The following is a 25,282-nucleotide window of genomic DNA, read 5'->3' as shown; positions in this document are numbered from 1 at the left end:
AACCCTTTCATTTTAGGCTTATGAACGAAAACTATTATATCATTTCAGCCGCTGTGATTGATAATTGCTTTTCAGCATCGTAATAAAAATTTCCTTATTTTTCGTATTCTCCATGAGAGGAGAATGAATATAAGACAACTTGCGCTTTAATGAGAGATCCTTCATATGGAGAATGGAAATTTCACGGTGGATCAAATCCTTATGCAGCACGCTTCTGGATAAAACCGACAGACCCATGCCGCTGATCACCGCTTCTTTTACCCCTTGATTGCTGCTGATGGTGAACATCGACTTCGGCCGCAGTCCGTTTGAGCTGAGCACATGATCGAGATATTCTCTTGTCCCGGAGCCTTTCTCTCTTGTCACCCATGCTTCGTTTTGCAAATCGCTGATTGAAATATCTCTCCGTCCGGCCAACGGGTGCTGATTCGGCGCGGCAATGCACATTTCATCCTCCATGAACGGTTCAATTTCCAGTTCATTCTCGTTTGTATGTCCTTCAATCAGTCCGATATCAGCCTGAAGCATCCGCACACGTTCGCTGACCTCCTCTGTATTGCCAATCATGACATCGAGGTTCAGCTCTGGATACAACTTTTGCAGCTGGGCCAGAAGCGGCGGAAGAATATACTCTCCGATCGTAAAGCTGGCAGCTATTTTCAATTCGCCTTTCACGTAATGGTGATGCGCATAGATTTCGGCCTTGGCTTGCTCGTAGAGAAATACCATTTGCTTTGCTCTTTGATACAAAATGTCTCCTGTCGGCGTTGTCGTAAAGTGTTTTGGCGACCGGTTCAGGAGGGCCGTTTGAAATTCTTTCTCAAGATTTTTGATATGCAGGCTGACGCTGGGCTGGGAGATCATCAGCTTTTCCGCCGCTTTCGTGAAGTTTTTTTCTTCTACTACCGCTATAAACGTTTTTAGTACGTCGTAATACAAAAACCCCACCCCTGTCATTAATAAAATATATAGTTATGATCAGTTTTCTTTATTGTACTCATATCATCTGACTTGGTAAAGAAGGCTATGCGAAGGCGCAAAAAAAGCAGCCCTCCGGAAGAGAGCTGCCATCGTCTTCATTTATTACAGTGCTTGTACAGCTGTAATTAATGCGAGGTTGTAAACATCTTCAGCGTTACATCCTCTTGAAAGGTCGTTTACAGGCATATTTAAGCCTTGCAGAATTGGCCCTACCGCTTCAAAGTTGCCCAAACGCTGAGCGATTTTATAGCCGATGTTGCCTGCTTCAAGACTTGGGAATACGAATACGTTAGCGTCCCCTTTGATCTCGGAATCCGGCGCTTTTTTCTCAGCTACAGATGGAACAAATGCAGCATCAAATTGGAATTCTCCGTCAAGTGTCAGCTCAGGCGCTTTTTCTTTGGCGATTTTCACAGCATCCGCTACTTTTTCTGTTTCATCAGATTTAGCTGAGCCTTTTGTAGAGAAGCTGAGCATTGCCACGCGAGGCTCAATGTCGAACATTTTTGCCGTATTGGCACTTTCGATCGCAATTTCGGCAAGATCTTGGCTGTCAGGCGCAATGTTGATCGCGCAATCCGCGAATACGTATTGCTCTTCTCCGCGAGCCATGATGAAGACGCCGGAAGTCTTTTTCACGCCTTCTTTTGTTTTGATGATTTGAAGAGCCGGGCGGACAGTGTCGGCTGTTGAATGAGCCGCTCCGCTAACAAGTCCGTGTGCAAGCCCTTTGTACACCAGCATTGTACCGAAGTAGTTCTCGTCTAATAATGCTTTTCGAGCCTGTTCTTCTGTCGCTTTGCCTTTACGGCGTTCAACGAATGCTTGTACAAGGTCTTCCATGCCTTCATATGTATGTGGATCATAAATCTGAACGCCATCCAGTGCCAGATTCAGTTCTTTCGCTTTTGCTTGAATTTCATTTTCATTGCCGACCACAATCGGATTCAGCACCTTGTTTCCTGCAAGCTTGCTGACAGCTTCTAAAATACGCTCGTCTAAACCTTCAGGAAATACAATTTTAACGTCTTTTCCAGCTACTTTTTCTTGCACTGTTGAAAATAAATCTGCCACAATAAAACCTCCTCAAAAAGTTACAAAAACGCTTTCTTTTACTAGCATACTCTTCTTCCAACCAAATTCAAACAGCCAACTTTCATTATAGCGCTTTCACAAAAAAATCTTATTTTTCTAACTAATTTAACTGACTCATTTTCCCCTTATAGTTTCTCTTATTTTTATGAATTTATACAAAAGGGATGTTCAAGGTTTCTCCACAGTAGAAACGGATAAACTATGGTATAGTGAAGGCAATCATGAAATGGTAATAGGAGTGAAGATAAATGAGTGAACAGCAAATGACGAATGAAGCGGCCAAAACGCTTGACGGCTGGTATGCGCTTCATGATTTCCGCACAATGGACTGGACTTCCTGGAAGCTGCTGTCCAGTGATGAGCGCCAATCTATTATACATGAATTCACAGGATTGCTTGAAAAATGGGGCGTGGCACAAAAAGAAGGAAAAGGGTCGCAAGCGCTTTACAGCATCGTCGGCCAAAAAGCTGATTTTATGCTGATGATTCTTCGTCCTACAATGGAAGAATTAAATGAAATTGAGCTCGAATTCAACAAATCAAGACTTGCTGAGTTCACTATTCCGGCTTACTCCTACGTATCAGTGGTAGAGCTGAGCAACTACTTGGCAAGCGGCGACGGCGACCCTTACGAAAATCCGCATGTGCGTGCGCGCCTTTACCCTGAACTGCCGGAATTTAAATATGTATGCTTCTATCCAATGGATAAAAGAAGATCCGGCAATGACAACTGGTACATGCTTTCAATGGAAGAACGCAGAAACTTGATGAGAAGCCACGGCTTAATCGGCCGCAGCTATGCGGGCAAAGTCAAACAAATCATCACCGGCTCCGTCGGCTTTGACGATTACGAGTGGGGCGTTACATTATTCAGTGATGATGTGCTTCAATTCAAAAAGCTTGTGTATGAAATGCGTTTTGACGAAGTCAGTGCCCGCTACGGAGAATTCGGTTCATTCTTTGTCGGCAATCGCCTTTCGCTTGAGACACTTCCTCAATTCCTATATGTATAATATCTGTTCCCGCCCTAGACGGCGGGAGTTTTTTTGATTCCCTCTTATCAGAATTTAAATAAAATTTGCTATTTTCTCTGTTTTTTCTTACGATGTAGTTAATAATCCAATTTTTTCAAAGGGGTGCAGTTATTTGTCAAAACGAACCGCATTTATTATGGGAGCCAGTCAAGGGATCGGAAAAGCAATCGCTCTAAAATTAGCAGACCAGCAATTTTCCGTCGTCATTAATTCGCGAAACTTGGATAATATTGAACCTGTCAAAGAAAACATTTTGGCCAAACATCCTGAAGCGAGTGTCATTGTTTTGGCGGGTGATATGTCTGACCAGCATACGAGAGCCGGCATTTTCCAAAAAATCGAATCTCAATGCGGTCGGCTTGATGTTCTGATTAATAATATTCCGGGCGGCGCGCCTGACACATTTGATAACTGTCATATAGAGGATATGACAGCCACGTTCACACAGAAAACCGTCGCTTATATTGACGCGATCAAACGTGCCTCCTCACTGATGAAGCAAAACGAGTTTGGCAGAATCATCAACATTGTCGGAAATTTGTGGAAAGAACCCGGCGCCAATATGTTCACAAACAGTATGTTGAATGCCGCTCTAATTAACGCCAGTAAAAATATTTCCATCCAGCTTGCTCCTCACAACATTACTGTCAACTGCCTGAATCCTGGTTTTATCGCTACAGACCGTTACCATCAATTTGTGGAAAATGCAATGAAAAAAAACAGCATATCCAAACGGGAAGCAGAGGAACAGATTGCTTGCGGAATTCCGATGAAACGTGTCGGATCAGCAGAAGAAACCGCAGCGCTCGCCGCGTTTCTCGCATCTGAGGAAGCCTCCTATATCACCGGACAGCAAATTTCCGCGGACGGAGGCAGCATGAAAAGCATATAAAAAATCCCGCTTTTTAGCGGGATACCAGATTGTTGACAAAATCCTATAACGACTTTCGTTTTAGGATTTTGTCATCTTTTCAGCGTGATTGAAAACCTTTGAAGTCTAGGAAGGACGAGCATCGGAGCAGACTTTCACAGGATGTGATGACGGCGGCGTTTAAGCAGGACGCCTAAGCATTTAGCCGCCGTTCCTTTCGGTCATTGTGAGCACCGATGCGCAAGCCTGACAACGAATGCGAAGATTTGCCGACACGCTGAAATCCTGCTTTTTAGCGGGATACTCCTTGTAATGATGCAAACGGCAGGTTCAGCTTTTGAATCCGCATGACAAATTCCCGCAGATCCTCCTGCTTTGACACCATTGATATTCTGACATGCCTTTTTCCGTTGCTTCCGAATATTTCGCCCGGTGTGACAACGACATGGGCATGCTCCAACAAGTAATCAGAGAATTGGTGAGATGTCTCAAACATTTTCGGAATCTCAGCCCATACGTAAAATGTTCCTTTTGGCTTTTCCATCTTCCAGCCCAATTCCTTTTCACACAGCCCCGTAAAAAAGTCAATTCGTTCCTCGTAGATTCTTTTCAAGGATTCCGTTTGCTCAGGATCTCCTGAAAGCGCCGCGCTTGCCGCCTGCTGCAGCCCGCCGAACATGCCGACAAATACATGATCCTGAAATTCATTGACGGCCTGAATGATCTTTTCATTCCCGACCGCAAACGCCATTCTCCAGCCGGCCATATTAAATGTTTTTGAAAATGAATAAAGCTCCGCCCCGACTGCTTTGGCATCTTCTGCCCCTAGAAAGCTGGCCGGTTTGTTATCAAATTCAAACGCTCCGTACGCAAAATCATGGATCAAGTGGATCTTGTGCTCTTTCGCAAAAGCAGCCGCTTTTGCATAAAAAGCCGCATCGGCTACGGCTCCCGTCGGGTTATTCGGATAGTTTAAAAACATGAGCTTCGCTTTTTCCAGCACGGCGGGATCGATCTTTTCAAAATCGGGCAGATAGCCATTTTCTTCATACAGCGGCATTTCGTGCAGCTCAGCTCGCGCCATCGTAATCCCTGACAAGTATTCAGGATAGCCTGGATTCGGGACCAAAGCGATGTCTCCCGGGTTGAGCAGGCATTGTGTCAGCACATACAAGCCGGCTTTCCCGCCGCCGAAGAGCGCAACTTCCGTTTCAGGATTGATTGAGACTCCGTATTCTCTTTTATAGAAAGCAGCGATGGCTTCCTTCAAAAAAGGATAGCCTCTGAATGGGCCGTATCCGTGAAACGACGGATTCAGAGACGCCTCCCGCAAAGCCTCCACAATATGAGGCGGAGTGGGAAGATCAGGGTTTCCCTGTCCGAGATTAATGATATGGGCCCCCGTTTTTTCCAATTCCTTCACCTTTTGAAAAACGAGCGAAAACTCTTGCCTTGGAAGTGTCTTGATGACGTCGGACGGTGTTATTTCCATCTAATAGACTCCTTTTTGCTCCGTTTTGTGATCCCGTTCCAAAAACGATTTGTTGACGAGCTTCGTATGCAAAAACAATCCGCTTACCATAACAACAATCAGCCCCATAATGACCGGAGCGTTGAAGACGTTGATTAACATTGAACCAACAGAAATGCATAATCCGATAGACGCTTCCGCCACCGAAAAAATGCGCCCCTGAATCTGGTTCGCCGCGTTCTCCTGAACCTTCACCTTTGCAAGCACTTCCCCGTATTCCATCGCGATGAAAAAGAGAATTGCGGCGATGACAGAGACAGCGAAAATCGGCGTGAATAAAAACAGCGCCAGCGAGACAATGGATAGTACGGTAAAGTACGTCAGGCCTTTATTGTTGTTAAAACCCCACTTGCTGACAAGCACCGCTCCGATAAAGCCGCCGAAGCCGATGCAGAACGTGAGAATAAAGTTGCCGATTTCCCCATCACCCAGAAAGCGGCTGACAATCGGAAAATAGCTGTAGACGATGCCCCATAAAAGCGCCATCGTAACCATCGTAAACATAGCGTTTAACACGAACGCGTTTGTTTTGATTTCTTTCAGGCCTTCTTTAAACGACTGAAAGGCTTCCCTTACGTTTTCCGACTGAATCGGGACATATTGCAGCTGGATGCGGCTGATAAAAAATGCCGAAATCAAGTATGTCACACCATTAAAGGCAACAGCCAGCTCTACAGAACCGCCTAACAGAAAAAGCCCTCCTGCAGCCGCCCCGACGATAATGGAGATGGTCGTCGCTTTTGCGAATAACGTGTTGATGTTTTTAATATCTGATTCCAATGATGACATGACAGCGAGACGGGCCGGATTAAAAAACACGCCGCTTCCATAAGAAATAAACAGAAGGGCCAGAAAAATCAGCGGATACTCGCCTTTTGGAAGAAACATGAGCCCCAAAAAGATCAAACCCCTGATGATATCCGTCCACAGCATGATCTTAATTCTGTCTAACCGGTCGACCAGAACCCCCAAAAACGGCTGGAACACCATCGGAATGCTTCTGACCACGATGACCCCCGACGTCACCCAATAGTCATGATAATATGTAGACAAAATGAGCAGGGCCGGGAGAACACAATAGTCTCCCATAAACGATAGCGCCTGCCCGTAAAGCAAGTATTTAGAATTGGGCTTCAACTGTTTCATACTGGCAGCACATACTTTGCCGTCAGCTTCGCATACAGTTGAATTTGTCTGATTGAATCAGCCACATCCTGTGAATTGCTGCCTCTCAGTTCAAAGGCAACAATGGAATTGAAGGCTTCAAACAGTGTCAAATCAACTGATGTGCCTGGTGCCGCAGCCGAAAAAGAAACGATTTCTGTATCACCCTTCAATAGCCCGTCCGGAATATCGATCGCTTCAATCACCAAATCCTCTGCAGTTTCAGGAATCTGGCCATTTTGTTTGAAATGCTGAGGATATAAATGGCAGTCAGCGACATAGTAAGGCTCTTGATCTAATAATCCGTCCGGCAGATCGGCGTCTTTTCCGAAACAGAGAACATCTAATAATAATTGCGCCATATCAAGACCGAAAACCTTTTTAATGTTAGGAATCATATTCCAGCCGGCGAATCTGGCCGCCGACTCTATTAAACCTGGTTCTCTATTTTTCATTAGCTTGATTTCTGTATGTGTGGCGCAATTTTGCAGTCCAAGCCCTTCATTTGCCTTTTTGGCGGCTTCAACAATTTTCTTTTTCGCCTCTTCATCAAGAATGGACGGCGTAATATGTGATGTTTCTGTAAATCCGATTTGCGGCGTTTTGTCATGAATGGCGATCGGGAAATACTCACCGTCCGCCATGATGCCTTCTATGCTGATATAGTCGGAGTAGCCTTCTGTTTGATACCAGTCTCCGTACTCACCCTGTAAAAATTCTTCAGCAATAAACGGCGCTTCAAATGTGACCGCCTTCGGCACGTTAATCGATTTCAGGTAGTCATTGACTCTGTTAAATTCAGCTTCTGCCGTCTCAGTGTCCGTAATCAGCGTTACGCCGATTGAACTCGCTAAGTATGTAGGCTTTAAAATAAGGGGTGTGCCGATCTCTTCAAGTGCGGCACGGAAATCTTCAAGAGTTGTGACCCGTTTGTTTTTGATCGATTTCACTCCCGCTTTATTAAAAGCGTCTCTCATTTTATTTTTATCTCTGGCATTTTCGGCAGCCTGCACTCCGGCGCCCCTTAGGCCCAGACGTTCACAGGCTTTCGCCATCGGGGCAATGAATAATTCATTGTTTGTGGTGATGGCATCCGCTTCAAACATTTCGGCAACCTTGACGATTTGCTCGACGACCTCTTCTTCAGGCTTGTCATGATCCTCATGCGCCCAATAAATTGAATCGGGATGCTCAAAATCAGCTAAGCTCTGAAAATAGTCTTTATCTTTTATAACCGCGACCGAGTATTTTTCAATCAGTGCTGCATGAGAGGCTGTAATTGCAAAAGGCCTTGGAATAAAGCTGACCAGATTATACTTTTCAGCAGCGCTTTTATAAAACATGTGCGGCGGGCAGCCTCCAAGATCAGCGATGACCAATACTGTTTTTCTCTCCATATGTAAAACACTCCTTATCTATTGTGCGGTGTATCCTCCGTCTGCGGTGAGGGCGCTTCCGGTCATATAGCTTGATAAATCTGAGGCTAAAAACAGCATCACGTTTGCGATTTCTTCGGGTTTCCCGAGCCTCAGCAGCGGATTTACCTTTGCCTTTTCTTTTTTGATCTCTTCAAGTGTGCCTTCATTATTTTCAAGGAATGATTTTTCATTTAGCGGTGTGTCGATAATCCCCGGGCATACGCAGTTGACGCGAATTTGATGTTTCGCATAATCAACGGCCATTGACCGCGTCAGCTGCAAAACGCCTCCTTTGCTGGCGTTATAGGCAGGAATATCAGGCCATGCCACGAGTCCGCCGACTGAGCATGTATTAATAATGTTGCCCTTGCCGGCAGCCAGCATATGCTTGAGTGCGTACTTGCTCATTAAAAACGTGCCGGTCAAATTGACTTGAAGCACCTTATTCCAATCGCTTAGCTCCATTTCGTGAATGGGAGCCACGATTTCGATTCCCGCGTTATTAATCAATACATCCAACCCTCCAAATGTATCGACCGCCGATTGAACAGCGTGCTGACAGGCAGCTTCGTCTGTGATGTCCGTTTGCACAAAGTGCAGCCTGTCATGATTTTCTTTCCGGACCATTGCTTCTCCCTGCGCCTCGTCAATATCCGCCACAACCACATTGGCCTGCTGGTTCAAAAAAGCCTGAACCGCAGCATAACCAATGCCTGATGCGCCTCCTGTTATAAGGACGGTTTTATCGGTGAGGTTCATAATCACTCATCCGCCTTTATTTTTTTTGCTTTTGCCCTGTTGTAGCGCGGTGGGAAGAAGATGTTAATGGATTTTGATTCTTTTTCTGAGCGGTTGATGGCGCCGTGATCTTCCCGAGGCTCACAGAAATAGGCTGTACCGAATTTCATGTCCACCGTGCAGCCTTCGACCGTCATGTCGTAACCGCCGCCGATGCAGATGCCGATTTGTTCATTCCGATGTTTATGGAAAGGCATTTCTCCGCCGTTTCCAGGGATTTTGGCCAGCATGATTTCCACCCAGTCCTCTACAAAGAACGTGACTTCCATGCCGGGCAATAGGTCTCTTGTTTTGAAAATATTCAAAAAATAGTCCTCAGGACTTGTATATGTTTCATCAGCTTTCAGCCGCTTGATATCAATCGCAATGACTTCTTGGTCTGTGTCGTTTCTAGCCCCGTGAGGCACATCCGGCGGCGCGATGTAGGCAGATTCCAAAGCCGTCATTTTTCTCGTCACATCTCCGACAGTCATCATCAGCTCGCCTGAAACGACCATGCCGATTTGGACTTCCTTATGCTGATGGGGTTCAACGTTCGTATGCGGCGGAACGTAAGACATTAATACCTCAGTGTCGCCGCGCACGGTTGAATACTGTCTCACACCGTTTTCCCATTCTATTAATTTCGGTGTTGGGAAATAAAGCTCCTGCATATCTTCTTTAGTTTTCATAATCAACGTCTCCTTTTCCGAATAATGACCAACTCATAGGAATGCTTTTAAATGTTTTCACAAATGTAAGCCCGTACTTTTGCCGTGCAAGCTCATTCGTTAAAGCAATGTCATACAAGCCTTCTTTTACTTTTCTTGCAGCTTGACTGGTCGAATTGACCAATTTGAAACGTACTTCTTTGCGGGTAAAATATTTGATTAAATTAATGGGTGAAGGATGTGAAACAATAACAGATAAATCAAGCATATCGTCGCTGAATTCAAAGTCAGGACGAACAGCCAGGCCGTACATCGGTGTATCGCACCTGAAGATTTGCAAAAGCTGCAAATCTGGCCTCATGTAGAAATGCTTAATGCCGTCGTAAGCGTGTGGGACGATGGTATATTCCAGCGGGCTTTGAAGCGTCCTTTCGATGCATGATTCAAATGTATCATGCAAGGACAATTTACTGTTCAGCCCCTGCAGAAGAGTAAAATTGGAGATGAAATGCTTTGCTGCGTACTCACTGCTTGTCCCCTCAGGGCCGAGCGTGTTGACTGTAATCAATTTGGATATTGAATCAGTTCTGTTTTTTATCTGAATGCTATTATCCAATATTATCATGAGCACCAACCAATCTTTTAAAATTTTAAGTAAATTTTATCCAGAGAAAATCGAACTGTCAACATTTTTTGAAAATACTGATAATTATTCCCGTACAAACAGAAAAACCCTTAAAAAAGGGTTTTTTATTATAGGCATTTAGAAACTTTCTTTATTGGCATAAGGAATGATCGGCTTTCTGCTCATGTTTGCCGTACTTTTTATATGCGAATACACTGAGCACAAATCCGAGTACGGTGATGGCGGCGCAAATCAATCCGACAGCTGCATAACCGTATCCCACATATACAGGTCCCATCAAAGCAGATCCTAATGTCACAGCCAGATTCGAGGCAAGGCTGTAAAACACCATGATTTTCCCGCGATGATGCTCTGAGCAGTCACTCAAAATGGTGCTGAGCAGCGTCACCGTCAAGCTTTGCATTAACCCCCAAATAAATAGGCTGACGATTAACAGAATCATTGAAGCCGGCGCATAGGCTAAACAGGCCAGCAGCACGCTGATGACCCCCAGCGCAATCAACAGGGAGCGCATTTTTCCGATGCGGTCGGCTATCTTTCCTGTAATCACACTCATGGAAAACCCAATGCCGTAAATCATGATAAATAAGCCCGCAGCTGTATTTCCTCCGGTAAAAATGTCCTGAAGATAGGAGCCTAAAAATGAATACATACCGTAAAAACCAATCATATTACAAAAGGTTATCGTGATATAAACGGGTACGCGCGGGACTTTCAGCGCGTCCCGGAATGTTCCAGCCGGCTCTTCTTTTTCTTCCTTGCCGCTGTTTTTTTGCTCGGCATGACGGCGTATTTCAAGAAGGGTCAGCAAAACAACCAGAACGCCCATCAAGGCGAATATCCAAAATGTCCATCTCCAATGCAGGACGCCGCCGATAAATGATCCGAGCGGCACACCGAAAATCAGTGCCAGCGACCAGCTTGAAACGATCAGTCCCATCACCTTGCCCCGGTATGTATAAGGAACACGATCCCCGACAACTGCGTAAGCGGTCGGCACAAACGCTCCCGCAGCCAATCCCGACAGCGCCCGGCCCAAAAAGAAGAATAAGATATTTTGGGCTAAAGCGCATATTACTGTTCCTATGATAAAAATGATAAGACTTGCCATTAAACTAAGTTCTCTCGAATATTTATCGCCTAAAGGAACCAGAAGCGGCGCACCGATAAAAATCATCACGCCGTAAATACTGATAGATAACGCAAGGACACTGACATCTGAGTTGAAGGCTTTTGCTAAATCCGGCAGCAGCGGTGAGATCACAAGTTCTTCAGATCCGGCCGCAAATACCCCCATCGTTAAAGCCAGTGCTAACAATAGCGGAAAATGATGTTTTGTTTTGATGTCATTGTTTTGTTTACTGTTCATTCTCCCTCAAACACCTCTTCCATAATCTTCATAAAGTTGAATTCATTTTAGCATTGTTTTTTCGCAATTTACAATTCGAACGTAATCTTTATTATTTTTATTGTTTTCATTTAAATTTTAATACAGATTTTAATATTTCATTTAAAAATTACGAGAAACGTTAACGCTACTTATGGAAAGCCAATGGCATTTAGTTTACTCGGATGATCAGACGACACCGTAAAAAAGCTCTCCGATTCTCCGGAGAGCTTTTTCTATTGCGCCTCTGCCTGTTTAAATCGTGCGGTCAGCTACAGAACGCACGGTTTTGTTTCTCTCAAATCAAAAAGCTTCGGACGTTGTTTTGGCTTGCATATGAAGAATTAAATAATCCGGGCCGCCTGCTTTTGAGTCTGTTCCGGACATATTAAAACCGCCGAACGGCTGATACCCGACAATCGCTCCGGTACAGCCTCTGTTGAAGTATAAGTTTCCGACATGGAAATCTTCTCGCGCCCGTTCAATGTGCGCACGGTTTTTCGTCAGCAGTGCGCCTGTTAATCCGTATTCCGTGTTATTTGCAATCTCCAGCATATGATCGAAATCACGCGCTTTGCAGATCGCAACAACCGGGCCGAAAATTTCTTCCTGCATCAGGCGCGCGTTTTCATCAACGTCTGCAAAGATCGTCGGCTGAATAAAGTAGCCTTTTGAATCATCGCCTTCGCCGCCGGTCAACAGTTTGCCTTCAGATTTGCCGATTCCAATATATGACATGACTTTGTTGTAGGACGCTTCATGAATGACTGGGCCCATATACGTATCAGGATCCTCCGGATTGCCGGCAGTCAGCGTTTTGGTAAGTGCCACAGCTTTCTCCACTACTTCATCATAAACATCCTGATGGATGACCGCGCGAGACCCTGCTGAACACTTCTGTCCTGAAAATCCAAACGCTGAATACACGATAGAGGATGCAGCAAGGTCTAGATCAGCATCCTTGTCGATTAGCACCGTGTCTTTGCCGCCCATCTCTGCAATGACCCGTTTCAGCCATTTTTGGCCCGGCTGCACTTTGGCGGCGCGCTCATAAATCCGGCAGCCAACCGCTCGGGAACCTGTAAATGAGACAAACCGCGTTTTCGGATGCTCTACTAAGAAATCGCCGATCTCCGCTCCATCTCCCGGAATATAATTCAGCACACCGTTTGGCAAACCGGCTTCCTCCATGACCTCAACAAATTTTGCAGCCACGACCGGCGCCGCGTCAGCCGGTTTTAAGAGAATCGTATTTCCTGTCACAATCGCTGCCGCCGCAGTACCTGCCATAATCGCAAGCGGGAAATTAAATGGAGAAATGACGATGCCGACGCCAAGCGCTTCGTAATGATATTGATTGAATTCGCCAGCACGGCTCTTTACCGGAGCCCCTTCCTTAAGGTTTAACATTTGGCGCGCGTAAAACTCTAAAAAGTCTATCGCTTCAGCCGTGTCCGCATCTGCTTCCTTCCACGGTTTTCCCGCTTCCTTTACAAGATAGCCTGAAAATTCATGCTTTCTTCTGCGTAAAATAGTTGCTGCTTTAAAGAGGATATTGGCGCGGTGCTCCGGTCTTTGTTTTTTCCAGGATACAAATGCCTGCAATGCGGCTTGCATCGCTTTTTCAGCAAGCTCTTGATCCGCTGTAGACGCGTACCCAATGACCTCTTCTTTATTGGCCGGGTTTATTGAAACCATTTTGCGGTCTGTTTCGATTTTTTCTCCATTGATGACAAGCGGATAATGCTTGCCGAGCTGAGTGTTTACAAAGGCCAATGATTCTTGAAATGCTGTTCGATTCTTTGCCTCCGTAAAATCAGTAAATGGTTCGTGCGCGTATGAAACTGTCATATGTAATCCCCCTCATGTCCTAAAAAATGCCTTGGCATAAATTAAAAATGCAAGAATCATACCAATATCTTGTCTTTTGCTGAAAAAACTTGTTGAATTGTACAGAAATTTGTCTAACAGGAGATCACCTAGCTCTTTTTCCGATCACGAAATGCAAATTTATTTTGCGCATTCTACTTTTCCGAAAAGGGTAAAATGCAAAATTTGTTTGCATCTGAAAGATTCTCCTTCCGAATTCACACCCACCCGCGGAATCGCGATGCTTCTGCCGATTTTCTGATGCCCGTCATGTAAGCCGCCAAACGCATGTCTACTTTATGTGCGGCCGCTGTCTGATAAATCGTTTCGAACGAATTAACCATGACGTTTCTCAGTTTTTCCGCAACCTCTTCTTCCGGCCAATAGTATCCTTGGTTGTTTTGCACCCATTCAAAATAAGAAACCGTGACGCCGCCGGCACTCGCCAGAATATCAGGCACGAGGAGCACGCCTCTTTCGTTCAAGATCTTCGTGGCATCAATGGTTGTCGGGCCATTCGCCGCTTCAACGACAATTGACGACTGAATGTGATGTGCGTTTTTGGCTGTGATTTGATTGGCGATCGCCGCGGGCACTAAAATATCGCAATCCTTTTCAAGCAGTTCCTCATTTGTGATGACATCTGTAAATAAATTGGTGACCATGCCGAAGCTGTCCCGCTTATCGAGCAAATAAGGGATATCAAGGCCGTCCGGGTTGTAGAGCCCGCCGTGGGCATCCGAAATCCCGATCACCTTCGCGCCGGCATCATGCATGAATTTGGCCAGAAAGCTCCCCGCGTTTCCAAAGCCCTGTATGATGATGCGCGCGTTTTGCAGCTTGATCCCTTTTTTCTTAACCGCCTCTTCAATACAAATCGTGACGCCCTGTGCCGTTGCCGTTTCCCGGCCTTGCGATCCGCCTAAAACGATTGGTTTCCCTGTAATAAAGCCTGGAGAATCGAATTCCCGGAGCCGGCTGTACTCATCCATCATCCACGCCATAATTTGCGAGTTGGTGTACACATCGGGAGCCGGAATATCCTTTGTCGGGCCGACGATCTGGCTGATGGCACGGACATACCCCCTGCTCAGCCTTTCCAGTTCTCCAAATGACATTGTCCGCGGATCACAAATAATACCGCCCTTTCCGCCGCCATAAGGAAGATTGGCAATCCCGCACTTGAGCGTCATCCAAATGGATAATGCCTTTACCTCCTCTTCGCTGACTTCAGGATGGAAACGCACGCCCCCCTTTGTCGGACCGACAGCATCATTGTGCTGCGACCGGTAGCCTGTATACACTTTGACACTGCCGTTATCCATTTTTACCGGAATACGGACGGTAAGCATTCTCTGCGGCTCTTTCATGAGTTCATACATATCGCCCGGATAGCCCAGCTTCCGCAGGGCTTCCTTAATGATCGTTTGGGTAGACAGAAATAAATTAAGAGCTTCTTTTTCCTCGTCTTTCTTGACTTGCTTTTCTGACATCTTTTTCACCTCATTATTTTTTGACCGGCTTAAAATGTAAGCGCTTTAAAAATTTTCCGCCGATCAATTCCTTTCTTCATTGGATTCACCCTTATCATCATGCAAGATCCGTACCAGTTTTTTAAATCAACAAAAAAGAGACTGAAAATATCTCAGCCTCTGATCACATCTATTCATTAACGAGTTAACGAGGGTCAATCACCAGCTGCGTTTCAGCGTAAAAACTGCCGATTCCCAAACCGTTCACAACATCGCCTTTAATCGTGTAAGTGCCTGCGCGCGGAAGGGTTTTGCGCACCATGACGAGGTCAAATTCAGTTGCGCCTAATAAATCAAGCGTAAGCGGGAGTCTAACTGTTTTTCCATCGTTTAAAATCTGTGTTTCTTTCAGTGTTCTTCCATTCACTGAATCTCTTATCGTGGCATGGAACCCGTCAGGAAATCGGAATTCTACCGCTCCTAGAGAAAGCACCGCGTTTGGTTTATACGTCACTTCAATATCGGAAGTGGTCCACTCTTTTGTGCTGTTGATCGTTTTAGCTTCAATTGATGCAGACTGCGCATGAGCTTGGCCTGAAGGAAGCAAGATTGATAGTAAAACAGCTGAACTGATGAATAGTGAAGATACGAATGAAGTTCTTTTTAACATGACATTTCCCCCTCAAATCACAGTTAATATTTGGCCAGAGCGTCCTCTGCAGAAAAAGTATGTTTCTGTCATTCGCGAATTTCCAATTCTTTTTCTTAAAAATTAATCTAACACCAATCCATATGGAAGTAAATGCTTTTTTAGGAATATTAGAACTTGGGTTTTTTTGTGAGTTCCATCCTATTTATACAAGGTTCCTACAGACTATTTTTTCTCTCGTTTTCTAGCTACACCCGCCTGTTGATCTCTATCTTTTATCCTATTTTGAAAAAGGACAAAAAAAAGCGAAGATGCCTCCGCTCTTCGATTGATCACGTTCCTATCTTTATCTGAATTCGGTATTCCAGTTAAAACCGATCGTCTCATCATTCCACGGAATTCTTTTTTCATCAGGTTGATCCGCGTTATACGACATGGTCGTGAAATAGATAATCGTCAGCGGCTTCTCTCCCAGCACTCTGTATCCGTGGGCAACCCCTTTAGGGATCAATAATAGCATCGGGTTATCTTCGCCCATGTAATAAACGCCAGTTTCTCCTTTTGTCTTTGAGTCCTCTCGAAGATCGTAAAGGACAACCTGAGCATGGCCGGTTGGGAAGAACCAAAGATCATCTTGCTTCTCATGATAATGGAATGCCTTAATCACACCTGGATAGCTTTTCGACCAAGAGGCCTGCCCGAAATGCTCAAGAAGGTTCTCATCATCCCGAACCAACTCGGCAAAAAATCCTCTGTCATCACTGTGCTTCGTCAATTTTTTCACCTTGACTCCATCAATCACGTGCACTGCTCCTTTCCCGCAAATATGCCCGTAACGCTTCTCGCCAATGGCGAGGGCGAATGCCGGCTTCTTCAATGGCCTGATGGCTCAGAACAGAATAAGCCGGACGGGGCGTTTTGTTTCCGTATTCTTCAGTCGTGACAGGCAAAATGACTGTGGCCAGCCCGCTTTCTTCCATAATGGCCTTCGCAAATTCATACCAGCTGCATATGCCTGAATTGCTGACATGATAAATGCCCGGCGGATGGCTGAACAGCTTGATGACCGCTTCCGCTAAATCCTTTGTATAGGTCGGCGAACCCATTTGATCGCTTACAACCCGCAGCTCTTGTTTCGTTTCAGCAAGCTTCAGCATGGTTTGAACGAAATTGCTGCCGCCGTGTCCGTACACCCACGACGTTCTGATGATCGTGCTGTCTTTTGTCGCTAATCGAATCAGTTCTTCTCCGAGCTTTTTGCTTTTGCCGTAGATGGTATTTGGATTTGGAGGATCGTCTTCCCTGTATGGCTGGGTTCCTTTCCCGTCGAATACATAGTCCGTGCTGATATGAACATATTGAGCGCCGATGCGGGTTGCCTCAAGAGCTGTATAATAAGCGCCGATTCCGTTAATCAAGTACGCTTTATCAAGTTCTGTCTCGCATTGATCAACCGATGTAAACGCGGCCGCATTAACCACGATATCCGGCTGATAATGGCCAAACGAATGCCGTACTGAGCGCTGGTCAGCAATGTTCATCATCTTCTTTGTTAATGCAATGACCTCATATCCAGTTTGCTTCAGCTGGCGGCACAGTTCCCGGCCAAGCTGTCCTCCCGCACCAGTCACCAATACCTTTGTCAATCGGATCACCTTCTCATCGGTCATTGTCGGTATACCAGCGAATCGTACGCGCAATGCCTTTTTCAAACGGCACTTCCTGCCGCCAGCCCAGTTCGTTTTTCAGCTTTGATGCATTGATCGCATAGCGCCGGTCATGCCCTTTTCGGTCTTCCACGTGTGCGAACAATTCCTCACAGCCCAAATGCTTCATGATGATGCTCGCCAGCTCTTTATTTGTGCGTTCATTCCCGCCGCCGATGTTATACACCTCACCATCTGTTCCTTTTTCTAAAATCAGCTTGATGGCGCGGCAATGATCCTCCGCAAACAGCCAATCTCGGATCTGGAGCCCATCGCCGTACAGCGGAACTGGAAGTCCTTGCTTCGCATGGCGGATAATCGTCGGAATCATTTTTTCGCTGTGCTGGTAAGGGCCGTAATTGTTGCTGCATCGTGTAATAATGGCCGGAAGCTTGTGGGTTTTGACATAAGATAACACAAGCAAATCAGAGCTTGCCTTGCTGGCTGAATATGGGTTATTAGGAGAAAGCGGCGTCGTTTCAGTAAACGCGGGATCTTCCGCTTCTAAATCCCCGTACACCTCATCTGTTGAAATATGAATCAGCTTCTTGGCTTTTCCCTGCAAAACCGCTTCCGCCAATCGGTATGTTCCCATGACATTTGTGGTGATAAACGGCTCTGCTTGGGAAATGCTTCTGTCTACATGCGATTCCGCAGCGAAGTGAATCACGCCGTCATACGTCTCATCAAACGCGCGGTCGATATCCTCCTGAACACTGATATCCCCTTTCACAAAGCGAAATCGGCTGTTTTCCTTTAATTTTTCCATTTCCTCCAAGTGGCTGGCGTACGTCAGTTTATCTAAAACGGTAATGCGCGCATCCGTTTCCTTCAGCATGAGCTTTGTAAACGTGAGCCCGATGAAGCCGGCCCCGCCCGTAATTAAATATGATTTTGCCATCACTGTTCGTCCTGTCCTTTCTGTAAAGCCCGGTGTACAAGCTGAGAGGCGAGATGAAGCGATTCGTGAGTTCCGGCATCGACCCACCAGCCTGATAACACATCATACGTAAGCTGGCTGTTTTCGATGTATAGATTATTCACATCAGTGATTTCCAGCTCGCCGCGCTTTGACGGTGATATTTGTTCAATATACGAAAATACCTCCGCATCATACATATAAATGCCGGTTACGCAAAGGTTGGTCGGCGGATGTGCGGGCTTCTCGATAATGGAACGAATCCGCTTGTTTTTCTCATCAATTTCAGCAATCCCGAAGCGCTCCGGATCATCAACTTCTTTCAGCAGCACCTTTGCTCCTTTTCCCTGCTGTTCAAAGCGCTCCGTAAAAGGCTTTAATGAATCTTCGAATATATTATCACCTAATAATAAAATGAAAGACTCTTTTTTCGTAAAGCGTTTTGCATAAGACAGCCCATCCGAAATACCCGATGCGGCAGGCTGGACCTGATAAGTGATTGTGACGCCAAGCTCTTCCCCGTTCCCAAGCAGCTTGAAAAACTGCGGCATATGATCTTTTTGGCTGATGAGTAAAATGTCTTTTATTCCGGCTTCCTCCAGCTTCATAATCGACCAGTAAATCATCGGATACGGGCCTACAGGAAGCAAATGCTTGTTGACGGCTTTCGTTAAGGGCATAAGGCGTGAGCCGTTTCCTCCGGCTAAAATTACACCTTTCACAGTAACACTTCCTTACATGCATTTTTATAGCTTTTGATCATACAAATCTTGAAGAATAGCTTTTACCCGCTTGATGCCTTTGCCATCCACGAGCGGCCTCCCTCCCTTGTGCAAAGAAAGGCGAAGAGGATAGCTGCTGCTGATTCGTGACATCTGATAGATGAGCGTTTCATCCGATACAAGCTCTCCGAGACCAAGATCAAGAGCGGCGCCTTGTTCAGCGAATGTTTTGGCTGTTGCCGTTTGGTGCTCAACCTGAGAAAGAACAAGGCACGGCACACCGATGCAAATGGCTTCGTACAAGGAGATGCCGCCGGCTACAATGGCTGCATCCGCTTGTTTCATGACACCCGCCATATCACTTGTCTGCCCGATCACCGTGTACTGCGGCTTCTTTTGAATCAGCCTTCGGACCGCTTCTTGATGCGGTGAAGCGCTCCCCATCACAAAAATCATGTTTTTATCTTTCATGGCGGGGACTTGATCGGCTGCAGCCAGCACTTTAAAAATAAGCTGCTTCGGATCGCTTCCTCCCAGCGCAACAAGAATATTGCGGCATTTTTTCCTCAGTTTGTAATCATTTCTTGCGGTCTGGAAGGCGGGGTGAAGAATGAGATAATCAGGGCCTTCATAGATGCGGGTGTTTCCCTGATCGTACGACCTGCTTCTGATATCACCGTAAATTCCGTTGATGACTGCGTCACTTAGCTGAATCGCTTTTTCATTTTTCTCTTCAAAGAGTACGATTTTTGCATCTGTTTCCGCCTTTATTTTCCTTAATAGCTCAGCAGGCGCATCGAGAATATCAAACAAAAGCAGATCAAGGTGCTTGTTTTTTATTTCCCGGAGAATAAATTCATCCTGCCGCAGCTCCGGTTTTACGATGACATGCCAATGCTCTTCATGAAGAAATGGTTCAGACTCCTGATTCGTGTAAAACGTAATCAAGCAGCGCTGTTTGAGTTCTTCCGCGAGCCTCTTCATCCGGACAACATGGCCCATTCCCTTTTCATAACCGCCGTCTGCGACGATCCCAATATGCATGGCTATTCAGCCTCTCGTTCGATTGCCGCATCAGGGTTCCGGTTCAGCAGGTTGATGAGCTCGGAGGCGGATACATCGGGGCGCTCGCCTGCTTTTTGATAAAGGGCCTTTATCGATTCATAGTCTTCCTTTGTGTCGATGGTCAGCCGGCATTGAGGGGCGCGAAATTGTTCCGGCGCCTCTATAAACTGAACGCGATAAAGATCTGGATGGTTCCTTACATATAACGTGACATGCTCCTGATATTGATCCTCCAACGCCTGAATACGGCTGATGTCTGTTAACAGCTTGGCGCTGACCACTTCGCCGCTAATCCCTAACGGAGTGTGCCGGATATACGTATAATCCGCTCCTTGATCAAGATGCGCCGCTATCATGAAATCGAGCAGCTCCGGATCGACAAACGGATTATCACCCGTTAACCGGATGACCACTGTCGGTTTGACAGCTTTAATGACCTGCACAAACCTGTCAAGAACACGTTCCTCGCTGCCGCGGAAAACGCGAAAGCCATATTTCACACAGTGCGCCTCTAAGATGTCGTCAGTTTCTTTGTCAGACGTGGCGATGACAAGATTATCCCGATCCTTTTGATAAAACGCGCTTTTCCGGACACGGTGAACGAGAATATCGAGTAAACGATTGGACCCGAGCGGACGCAGCACTTTTCCCGGAAGCCGTGTTGAACCCATTCTGGCTTGGATGATAAAGAGAATGTCATTCATGAGATGGGCTGTCCTTCATTAAAATGTCGTCCCAGACAATGCCTGTATCGGACGGGATGTCTCTTACAGCCCGAACGCCGCCGGTCAGCAGCTCAAAAAATCTCGGGTGCAGCCCCTGCGGCTTTTGTCCGGGGCGCAGCACTGCGATATTGTCTTCACTAAAAACTTCGCCTTTTTGTATCGGAGCTGTTGCAAAAATTCCTCTGTATGCAAATTGCCGGATTTCTCCTTCGATGGCGGTTGTGGTTTTGTATGAACTGCCTAGCAGTCTTTCAGATACCGGCTTCCTGATTCCTTGTTTCATCTCGGCCTCGGTTTTCCTGATACCTTCGACCATTTCTTTTAATTCGTCCGGATTTAACGCAAACGAGTGGTCGGCGCCCGGCAGATTTTTATCGATCGTAAAATGCTTTTCTATCAGTTTTGCTCCGAGCCGAACCGCGGCACACGGCGCTTCAGTCGGGTGTTCGCTGTGATCGGAGAAGCCGATCACAGCATCAGGAAAAGCGGCGGCAAGCATCGGAATGACGCTGAGGTTGCTGTACTCCGGCGGCGCAGGGTATTTCGCCACACAATGCATAATGGAGATTTGATCGTTGCCCTCTGCCCTGATGGTGCTCCACGCTTCGTGAACATCAGAAATTTCCGCTCCGGCTGTCGAGAATATCATCGGCCTGTTCAGTCGGGCGACATATTTGAGCAGCGGAAGATGGTTAATTTCATAGGATGCGATTTTAAAAGCGGTTGGCGAGGTGGACTGAAGCAGGTCGGCTGACCCTTCGTCACACACTGTGCTTAAAAAGATCACCTGCTTTTCGCGGCAGTAATCCAAAAGCGGGGAAATCCACTCAGCGGGCATTTCCATGGATTGAATCAAAGAAAAAATAGAGACGTCCTGGCCAGCCGCTGTTTTGTACAAACCAGGATCTTTCTGGTACATCTTATCAGCCTGGAACATTTGAAATTTCACGGCATCCGCGCCGGCTTCCGCCGCTGCATCAATCAGCGCAAAAGCCTGATCAAGCTTTCCGTCATGATTAATTCCCGCCTCGGCAATAATAAATACAGGAGCGTCTTTGCCCACAGTTTTATTCGCGATCTGAAACGTTGCCATTATTTCGCCTCCTTGCCCGGCCAAATATGATAATAGTAATACGATTGTTCAGCGGTGAAGCCCATTCTTTCATAAAGGCGGATCGCCCTTACATTGTGAAGCTGCGTCCCCGCTGTTACCGTTTTATGCTTCTGGATCAACGGGTGTTCTATGAGATTCGCCAATAAATGAAACGCGACACGTTTGCCTTCGAATCCCGGCTTCACAGCCATCAAATCGAGAATACATTCATCTTCTCTGGATAAGCCCTGAAGATAACCGATGACCTCGCCATTATGCTTAGCGGCAACATTGACAGCGGCCCTTCCATTCAGATTGTTTCGTGTCCACTCCTGAAAAATTTTGTTTGCTGCTTCGCGGCTGAGATGAGGATCTTGAAAATATCTGCTTTTGGTAAACGAATCGCGGGCCAGCTCACATATCGCTTCTGTGTCTTCGGGCTCAGGCGGACCCAGTTCAAAAAATGGCGGTGTTTTGTCATATAAAGACGGGGGATTCGCCAGCTTCAGCAAACTGCCGACAAAGTAAGAGGACGGCTGCTGCTGTATCACATGCGCGGCTCCGATATCTTCAGCCGGAACGCGAACAAAGATAAAATCCGTTTCATCCATTTGCCGTACAGAATAAAACGCTTGAAACAGCCTCTTCAGCTGCCCGGTGCTGTTTGCCGCCAGAAGCTTGACGTTCATGACTTTCTTCTGAAGAATCTTGCCTTCCCACAGAGAGTCTTCATAAAGCAAGACGCCTTGGAGCCCGCTGTTTTCAAAAAGGCCGAGGGAAAATTGATAGGGAACGTCCAGTGTAAGCTGCCTGCTGTGGAGAAAACTCTCAATCGCCTCTTTGGAGACATTTTCTTTTACCGTGTACACTTAACCAGCCCCTTTTACGATAGCCCGCACAGCTTCAATGACATCATTTACATCCTCGTCAGACATTGATGGATAAAGCGGGAGCGACAGGGTTCGTTTATAGTAATTCATCGCGATCGGGAAGTCCTCTTCCTTAAACCCGAATCGCTTTTGATAATACGGATGAATGTGCACGGGAATAAAATGAACGCTTGTGCCGATATTGTATTCATCCTTTAAAGCCGTAATCATTTCGCTGCGCGTGACACCGGCCTGTTTTTCATCCACTTGCAGAACATATAAATGCCAAGCGTGCCTGCCGTCATCATGGACAAACGGCGTGATCAGCCCCGAAATCTGCTGAAAAGCGGCTTGGTAGCGGCCGGCAATCTCTTCTCTCCGTTTCTGCATCTCATCCAGACGTTTCAGCTGATGAAGACCGAGAGCCGCCTGCAGATCAAACATGTTCATCTTATAGCCGGGCGATTCGACTTCATAATACCAGCTGCCATTTGAAGAATAACGGTTCCACGCGGCTTTGCTCATGCCGTGAAGGCTCAGCACCCGGATGTGATCGGCAAGCTCCTCATCGTCTGTCGTCAGCATGCCGCCTTCCCCTGTCGCCAGGTTTTTAGTGGCGTAAAAGCTGAATGCCGTCGCGTCCCCGATAGAACCGATCATTCTTTGCTTATAAGTCGTATACACAGCATGTGCCGCATCCTCAAGCACGAATAAGCCATGCTTTTGGGCAATTACCAATATCGCATCCATATCGCAGGACTGCCCGCCAAAGTGGACGGGTACAACTGCTTTCGTTCGCGGTGTGACGGCCGCCTCAAGCTTTACTGGATCAATATTGAGCGTGTTTTCGTCAATGTCCGCAAACACAGGTGTCGCTCCTGTATGAATAATCGTATTGGCGGTCGAGCTGAACGTAAGCGGAGAGGTAATGACCTCGTCACCCGGCCCGATTCCTTTTGCTTTCAAAGCCAAAAATAAGGCGGCCGTACATGAATTCAGCGCCACGGCGTGCTTCGCCCCGACAAACGAGGCAAACTCTTTTTCAAACTGCTGAACCTTCGGGCCTTTGGAGAGCCATCCCGATTCAAGCGTTTCTGTAACCTCCTGAATTTCTTCCTTGCCGATTAACGGTAAAGAGTAAGGAAGAAAATGATTTCTCTTTTGCACCATTTCTTTGCGCTCCTATCATTTTATTCAGTATCTTCCCGCCTGTAATCAACCCCTGTTTTGGCTTTCAATTCCGCAAATAAGGCGTTTGTTGATTCTGCCACCGGGTAATTAGCTGCTGTGAATGCCAGACGCGCCTCTTCTGCTTTTTGATGCACTGAGGGACTTCGAAGAACCGCAATCAAGGTGCGCGCCAGTTCATCCGGCTGATCAAATATAAAACCGCCAAGAGATTCATAATACGGATACGTGCGGGTTCCGGATGATTTCCCGATCAATGCAGGTTTTTGAAACAGCATGGCTTCAAGTCCGACTGTTGAGGTTTGCGTCACTGCCGCGTCAGCATACGGCAGCAAATCATACAGCTCCATCTCCTTTTTGATGACTCTGCAGGCATTATGTTTTTTCGCCGCAGCGTGATACAGATCCAGCTTATTTTTCCCGATTTCCCAAGGGTGGGGTTTGATGATGATTTGCAGCTGTTTCTGATCAGAAAGCTCTTCTAGCAAACCGGAATAAAAATCTTCCGAAAAAGGCTGGGTCGCAATAAGCACGATTTTTTTGGATGGATGAAAAGCAAGTTTTCGATAGAATACGGACATGTCGATAGGGGTTCTGTTAAATATCTGATCGAAGCGGGGATGTCCCGTTACGAGAATCTGCTCAGGTTTACAGCCTTTTCGTTTGAACCACTCCGCTTCATAAGCGCCAAAAACAGCCTGATAGGTTGTAAAAACAGGAATGAAGGCTTCATCTCCCATCAATGCGCCATGCTGAAGACAAATGCTGACGGCCCCTCTCTTTTCACACGTAAGAGCGAGCACCCTGCTGTAAATATCTTCTGCCGTTCCAACGACAACGGCAGAAATCTTCTCCTGCTCAAACAGCGCATCAACCGTATCAATGGCTTCCATAAATAAAGGAATATCTTTGTAAAGCCGGTCGCGAAACGCTTGATCACCGAATGCAGGGTGGTCATCAAAAGGGGCGAGAATCGAACAGGCTGTTTCGAGATACGGCTTCGGATCACCTTTTTGGCATGATTCCGCAATCTCACGCTTGCTAATCACAGGCAGATCACAATAATCAGGCAAACTCCACCGGGCCAAAACAGCTGTTTTTTCAGGATCGAACTGATAGTAATTTTCGTTTGTAAAACGCAGATAATCAAAGTGCAAAATGACTTTTCCCTTACCTGGTATGTTGTTTATTTTGGCTATACTTCGTATTTTTTCTTCAAAAAACGGCTGAATCTGCCCTTCATCGATATGCTGATCCACCGCTCCGAATAACTCCGGCTCTTCATCCATCATCACCCTTAGCTCCGGGCTGATGTATTGATAAAAATTACTGATAAGCCCAAGCGGAATCCCCTTGTAGCGAAGTCTGTCAAAAAGCTCTACATACTTCCGGTACAGCACCCAATAATTGCTTAAATAGGCCGACAAGCT

Annotated in this window: 24 protein-coding genes; 2 read left to right on the top strand and 22 right to left on the bottom strand. The window is 46.3% G+C overall.

Annotated features, from left to right (window positions below):
• Nucleotides 1-39: 39 nt before the first annotated feature.
• Complete coding sequence (cysL, locus tag JMN17_RS08505; RefSeq protein ID WP_087992762.1) at nucleotides 40-939, bottom strand: cysJI operon transcriptional regulator CysL; 900 nt, start codon at nucleotides 937-939, stop codon at nucleotides 40-42.
• Between the two features lie 144 nt (nucleotides 940-1,083).
• Complete coding sequence (gene pta / locus JMN17_RS08500) at nucleotides 1,084-2,055, bottom strand: phosphate acetyltransferase (RefSeq protein ID WP_087992763.1); 972 nt, start codon at nucleotides 2,053-2,055, stop codon at nucleotides 1,084-1,086.
• Between the two features lie 269 nt (nucleotides 2,056-2,324).
• Here pta and hemQ point away from each other — a divergent pair, with 269 nt between their 5' ends.
• Nucleotides 2,325-3,089 (top strand): hydrogen peroxide-dependent heme synthase, encoded by a 765-nt coding sequence (gene hemQ / locus JMN17_RS08495; protein WP_141113419.1) that lies wholly within the window; start codon nucleotides 2,325-2,327, stop codon nucleotides 3,087-3,089.
• A gap of 133 nt (nucleotides 3,090-3,222) precedes the next feature.
• Nucleotides 3,223-4,002 carry an NADPH-dependent reductase BacG gene (gene bacG / locus JMN17_RS08490; RefSeq protein ID WP_202327902.1) on the top strand — a complete coding sequence of 260 codons (780 nt, stop codon included), beginning with the start codon at nucleotides 3,223-3,225 and terminating at the stop codon, nucleotides 4,000-4,002.
• 271 nt (nucleotides 4,003-4,273) lie between these two features.
• Here bacG and bacF read toward each other — a convergent pair whose 3' ends face one another.
• The 20 genes from bacF to JMN17_RS08390 all read right to left on the bottom strand — a co-directional run bounded on the left by bacF (nucleotide 4,274) and on the right by JMN17_RS08390 (nucleotide 25,279).
• The gene (gene bacF, locus JMN17_RS08485; RefSeq protein WP_202327901.1) at nucleotides 4,274-5,473 is read right to left on the bottom strand and encodes a transaminase BacF; all 1,200 of its coding nucleotides are present in this window, start codon (nucleotides 5,471-5,473) and stop codon (nucleotides 4,274-4,276) included.
• Nucleotides 5,474-6,658 carry a bacilysin exporter BacE gene (gene bacE, locus JMN17_RS08480; RefSeq protein ID WP_087992766.1) on the bottom strand — a complete coding sequence of 395 codons (1,185 nt, stop codon included), beginning with the start codon at nucleotides 6,656-6,658 and terminating at the stop codon, nucleotides 5,474-5,476.
• A complete protein-coding gene (gene bacD, locus JMN17_RS08475; RefSeq protein ID WP_087992767.1) occupies nucleotides 6,655-8,073 on the bottom strand; it encodes an alanine--anticapsin ligase in 1,419 nt (472 codons plus the stop codon). The genes bacE and bacD overlap by 4 nt, the downstream gene beginning before the upstream one ends.
• Nucleotides 8,074-8,091: 18 nt before the next feature.
• Nucleotides 8,092-8,853 carry a dihydroanticapsin 7-dehydrogenase gene (gene bacC, locus JMN17_RS08470; protein ID WP_141113420.1) on the bottom strand — a complete coding sequence of 254 codons (762 nt, stop codon included), beginning with the start codon at nucleotides 8,851-8,853 and terminating at the stop codon, nucleotides 8,092-8,094.
• Nucleotides 8,854-8,855: 2 nt separating this feature from the next.
• A complete protein-coding gene (bacB, locus tag JMN17_RS08465; protein ID WP_087992769.1) occupies nucleotides 8,856-9,563 on the bottom strand; it encodes a 3-((4R)-4-hydroxycyclohexa-1,5-dien-1-yl)-2-oxopropanoate isomerase in 708 nt (235 codons plus the stop codon).
• The gene (gene bacA, locus JMN17_RS08460; RefSeq protein WP_087992770.1) at nucleotides 9,553-10,167 is read right to left on the bottom strand and encodes a prephenate decarboxylase; all 615 of its coding nucleotides are present in this window, start codon (nucleotides 10,165-10,167) and stop codon (nucleotides 9,553-9,555) included. The genes bacB and bacA overlap by 11 nt, the downstream gene beginning before the upstream one ends.
• Before the next feature lie 151 nt (nucleotides 10,168-10,318).
• The gene (locus JMN17_RS08455) at nucleotides 10,319-11,557 is read right to left on the bottom strand and encodes an MFS transporter (RefSeq protein ID WP_087992771.1); all 1,239 of its coding nucleotides are present in this window, start codon (nucleotides 11,555-11,557) and stop codon (nucleotides 10,319-10,321) included.
• 321 nt (nucleotides 11,558-11,878) lie between these two features.
• Nucleotides 11,879-13,426, bottom strand: coding sequence for an L-glutamate gamma-semialdehyde dehydrogenase (pruA, locus tag JMN17_RS08450; RefSeq protein WP_087992772.1), 1,548 nt, complete (start codon nucleotides 13,424-13,426; stop codon nucleotides 11,879-11,881).
• Nucleotides 13,427-13,662: 236 nt separating this feature from the next.
• Nucleotides 13,663-14,937, bottom strand: a complete 1,275-nt coding sequence (rocG, locus tag JMN17_RS08445) for a glutamate dehydrogenase (RefSeq protein WP_202327900.1) — start codon at nucleotides 14,935-14,937, stop codon at nucleotides 13,663-13,665.
• A gap of 184 nt (nucleotides 14,938-15,121) precedes the next feature.
• On the bottom strand, nucleotides 15,122-15,586 hold the full coding sequence (gene bslB, locus JMN17_RS08440; protein ID WP_202327899.1) for a biofilm surface layer hydrophobin BslB: 465 nt from the start codon (nucleotides 15,584-15,586) through the stop codon (nucleotides 15,122-15,124).
• 325 nt (nucleotides 15,587-15,911) lie between these two features.
• Complete coding sequence (locus tag JMN17_RS08435; protein ID WP_087992774.1) at nucleotides 15,912-16,367, bottom strand: dTDP-4-dehydrorhamnose 3,5-epimerase family protein; 456 nt, start codon at nucleotides 16,365-16,367, stop codon at nucleotides 15,912-15,914.
• Complete coding sequence (rfbD, locus tag JMN17_RS08430; RefSeq protein ID WP_087992775.1) at nucleotides 16,360-17,211, bottom strand: dTDP-4-dehydrorhamnose reductase; 852 nt, start codon at nucleotides 17,209-17,211, stop codon at nucleotides 16,360-16,362. The genes JMN17_RS08435 and rfbD overlap by 8 nt, the downstream gene beginning before the upstream one ends.
• 13 nt (nucleotides 17,212-17,224) lie before the next feature.
• A complete protein-coding gene (gene rfbB, locus JMN17_RS08425; protein ID WP_087992776.1) occupies nucleotides 17,225-18,172 on the bottom strand; it encodes a dTDP-glucose 4,6-dehydratase in 948 nt (315 codons plus the stop codon).
• Nucleotides 18,172-18,912: a sugar phosphate nucleotidyltransferase gene (locus tag JMN17_RS08420; RefSeq protein WP_087992777.1), complete on the bottom strand. Its 741-nt coding sequence runs from the start codon at nucleotides 18,910-18,912 to the stop codon at nucleotides 18,172-18,174. Before JMN17_RS08420 ends, rfbB begins: the two co-directional genes overlap by 1 nt.
• Nucleotides 18,913-18,936: 24 nt before the next feature.
• On the bottom strand, nucleotides 18,937-19,956 hold the full coding sequence (locus JMN17_RS08415; RefSeq protein WP_202327898.1) for a PseG/SpsG family protein: 1,020 nt from the start codon (nucleotides 19,954-19,956) through the stop codon (nucleotides 18,937-18,939).
• 2 nt (nucleotides 19,957-19,958) lie between these two features.
• Nucleotides 19,959-20,681: a glycosyltransferase family protein gene (locus JMN17_RS08410; protein WP_202327897.1), complete on the bottom strand. Its 723-nt coding sequence runs from the start codon at nucleotides 20,679-20,681 to the stop codon at nucleotides 19,959-19,961.
• The gene (locus JMN17_RS08405; protein WP_202327896.1) at nucleotides 20,674-21,795 is read right to left on the bottom strand and encodes an N-acetylneuraminate synthase family protein; all 1,122 of its coding nucleotides are present in this window, start codon (nucleotides 21,793-21,795) and stop codon (nucleotides 20,674-20,676) included. Before JMN17_RS08405 ends, JMN17_RS08410 begins: the two co-directional genes overlap by 8 nt.
• On the bottom strand, nucleotides 21,795-22,664 hold the full coding sequence (locus tag JMN17_RS08400) for a GNAT family N-acetyltransferase (RefSeq protein WP_202327895.1): 870 nt from the start codon (nucleotides 22,662-22,664) through the stop codon (nucleotides 21,795-21,797). The genes JMN17_RS08405 and JMN17_RS08400 overlap by 1 nt, the downstream gene beginning before the upstream one ends.
• On the bottom strand, nucleotides 22,665-23,834 hold the full coding sequence (locus JMN17_RS08395) for a DegT/DnrJ/EryC1/StrS family aminotransferase (protein WP_202327894.1): 1,170 nt from the start codon (nucleotides 23,832-23,834) through the stop codon (nucleotides 22,665-22,667).
• A 20-nt stretch (nucleotides 23,835-23,854) separates the two neighbouring features.
• Nucleotides 23,855-25,279: a CDP-glycerol glycerophosphotransferase family protein gene (locus tag JMN17_RS08390; RefSeq protein WP_202327893.1), complete on the bottom strand. Its 1,425-nt coding sequence runs from the start codon at nucleotides 25,277-25,279 to the stop codon at nucleotides 23,855-23,857.
• Between the last annotated feature and the right edge of the window lie 3 nt (nucleotides 25,280-25,282).

It is taken from the genome of Bacillus sp. RHFS10 (assembly GCF_016757475.1).
Classification (GTDB): domain Bacteria; phylum Bacillota; class Bacilli; order Bacillales; family Bacillaceae; genus Bacillus; species Bacillus subtilis_G.
The sequence above is the reverse complement of the archived record's forward strand: the minus strand, read 5'-3'. Positions and strand labels throughout refer to the sequence as shown.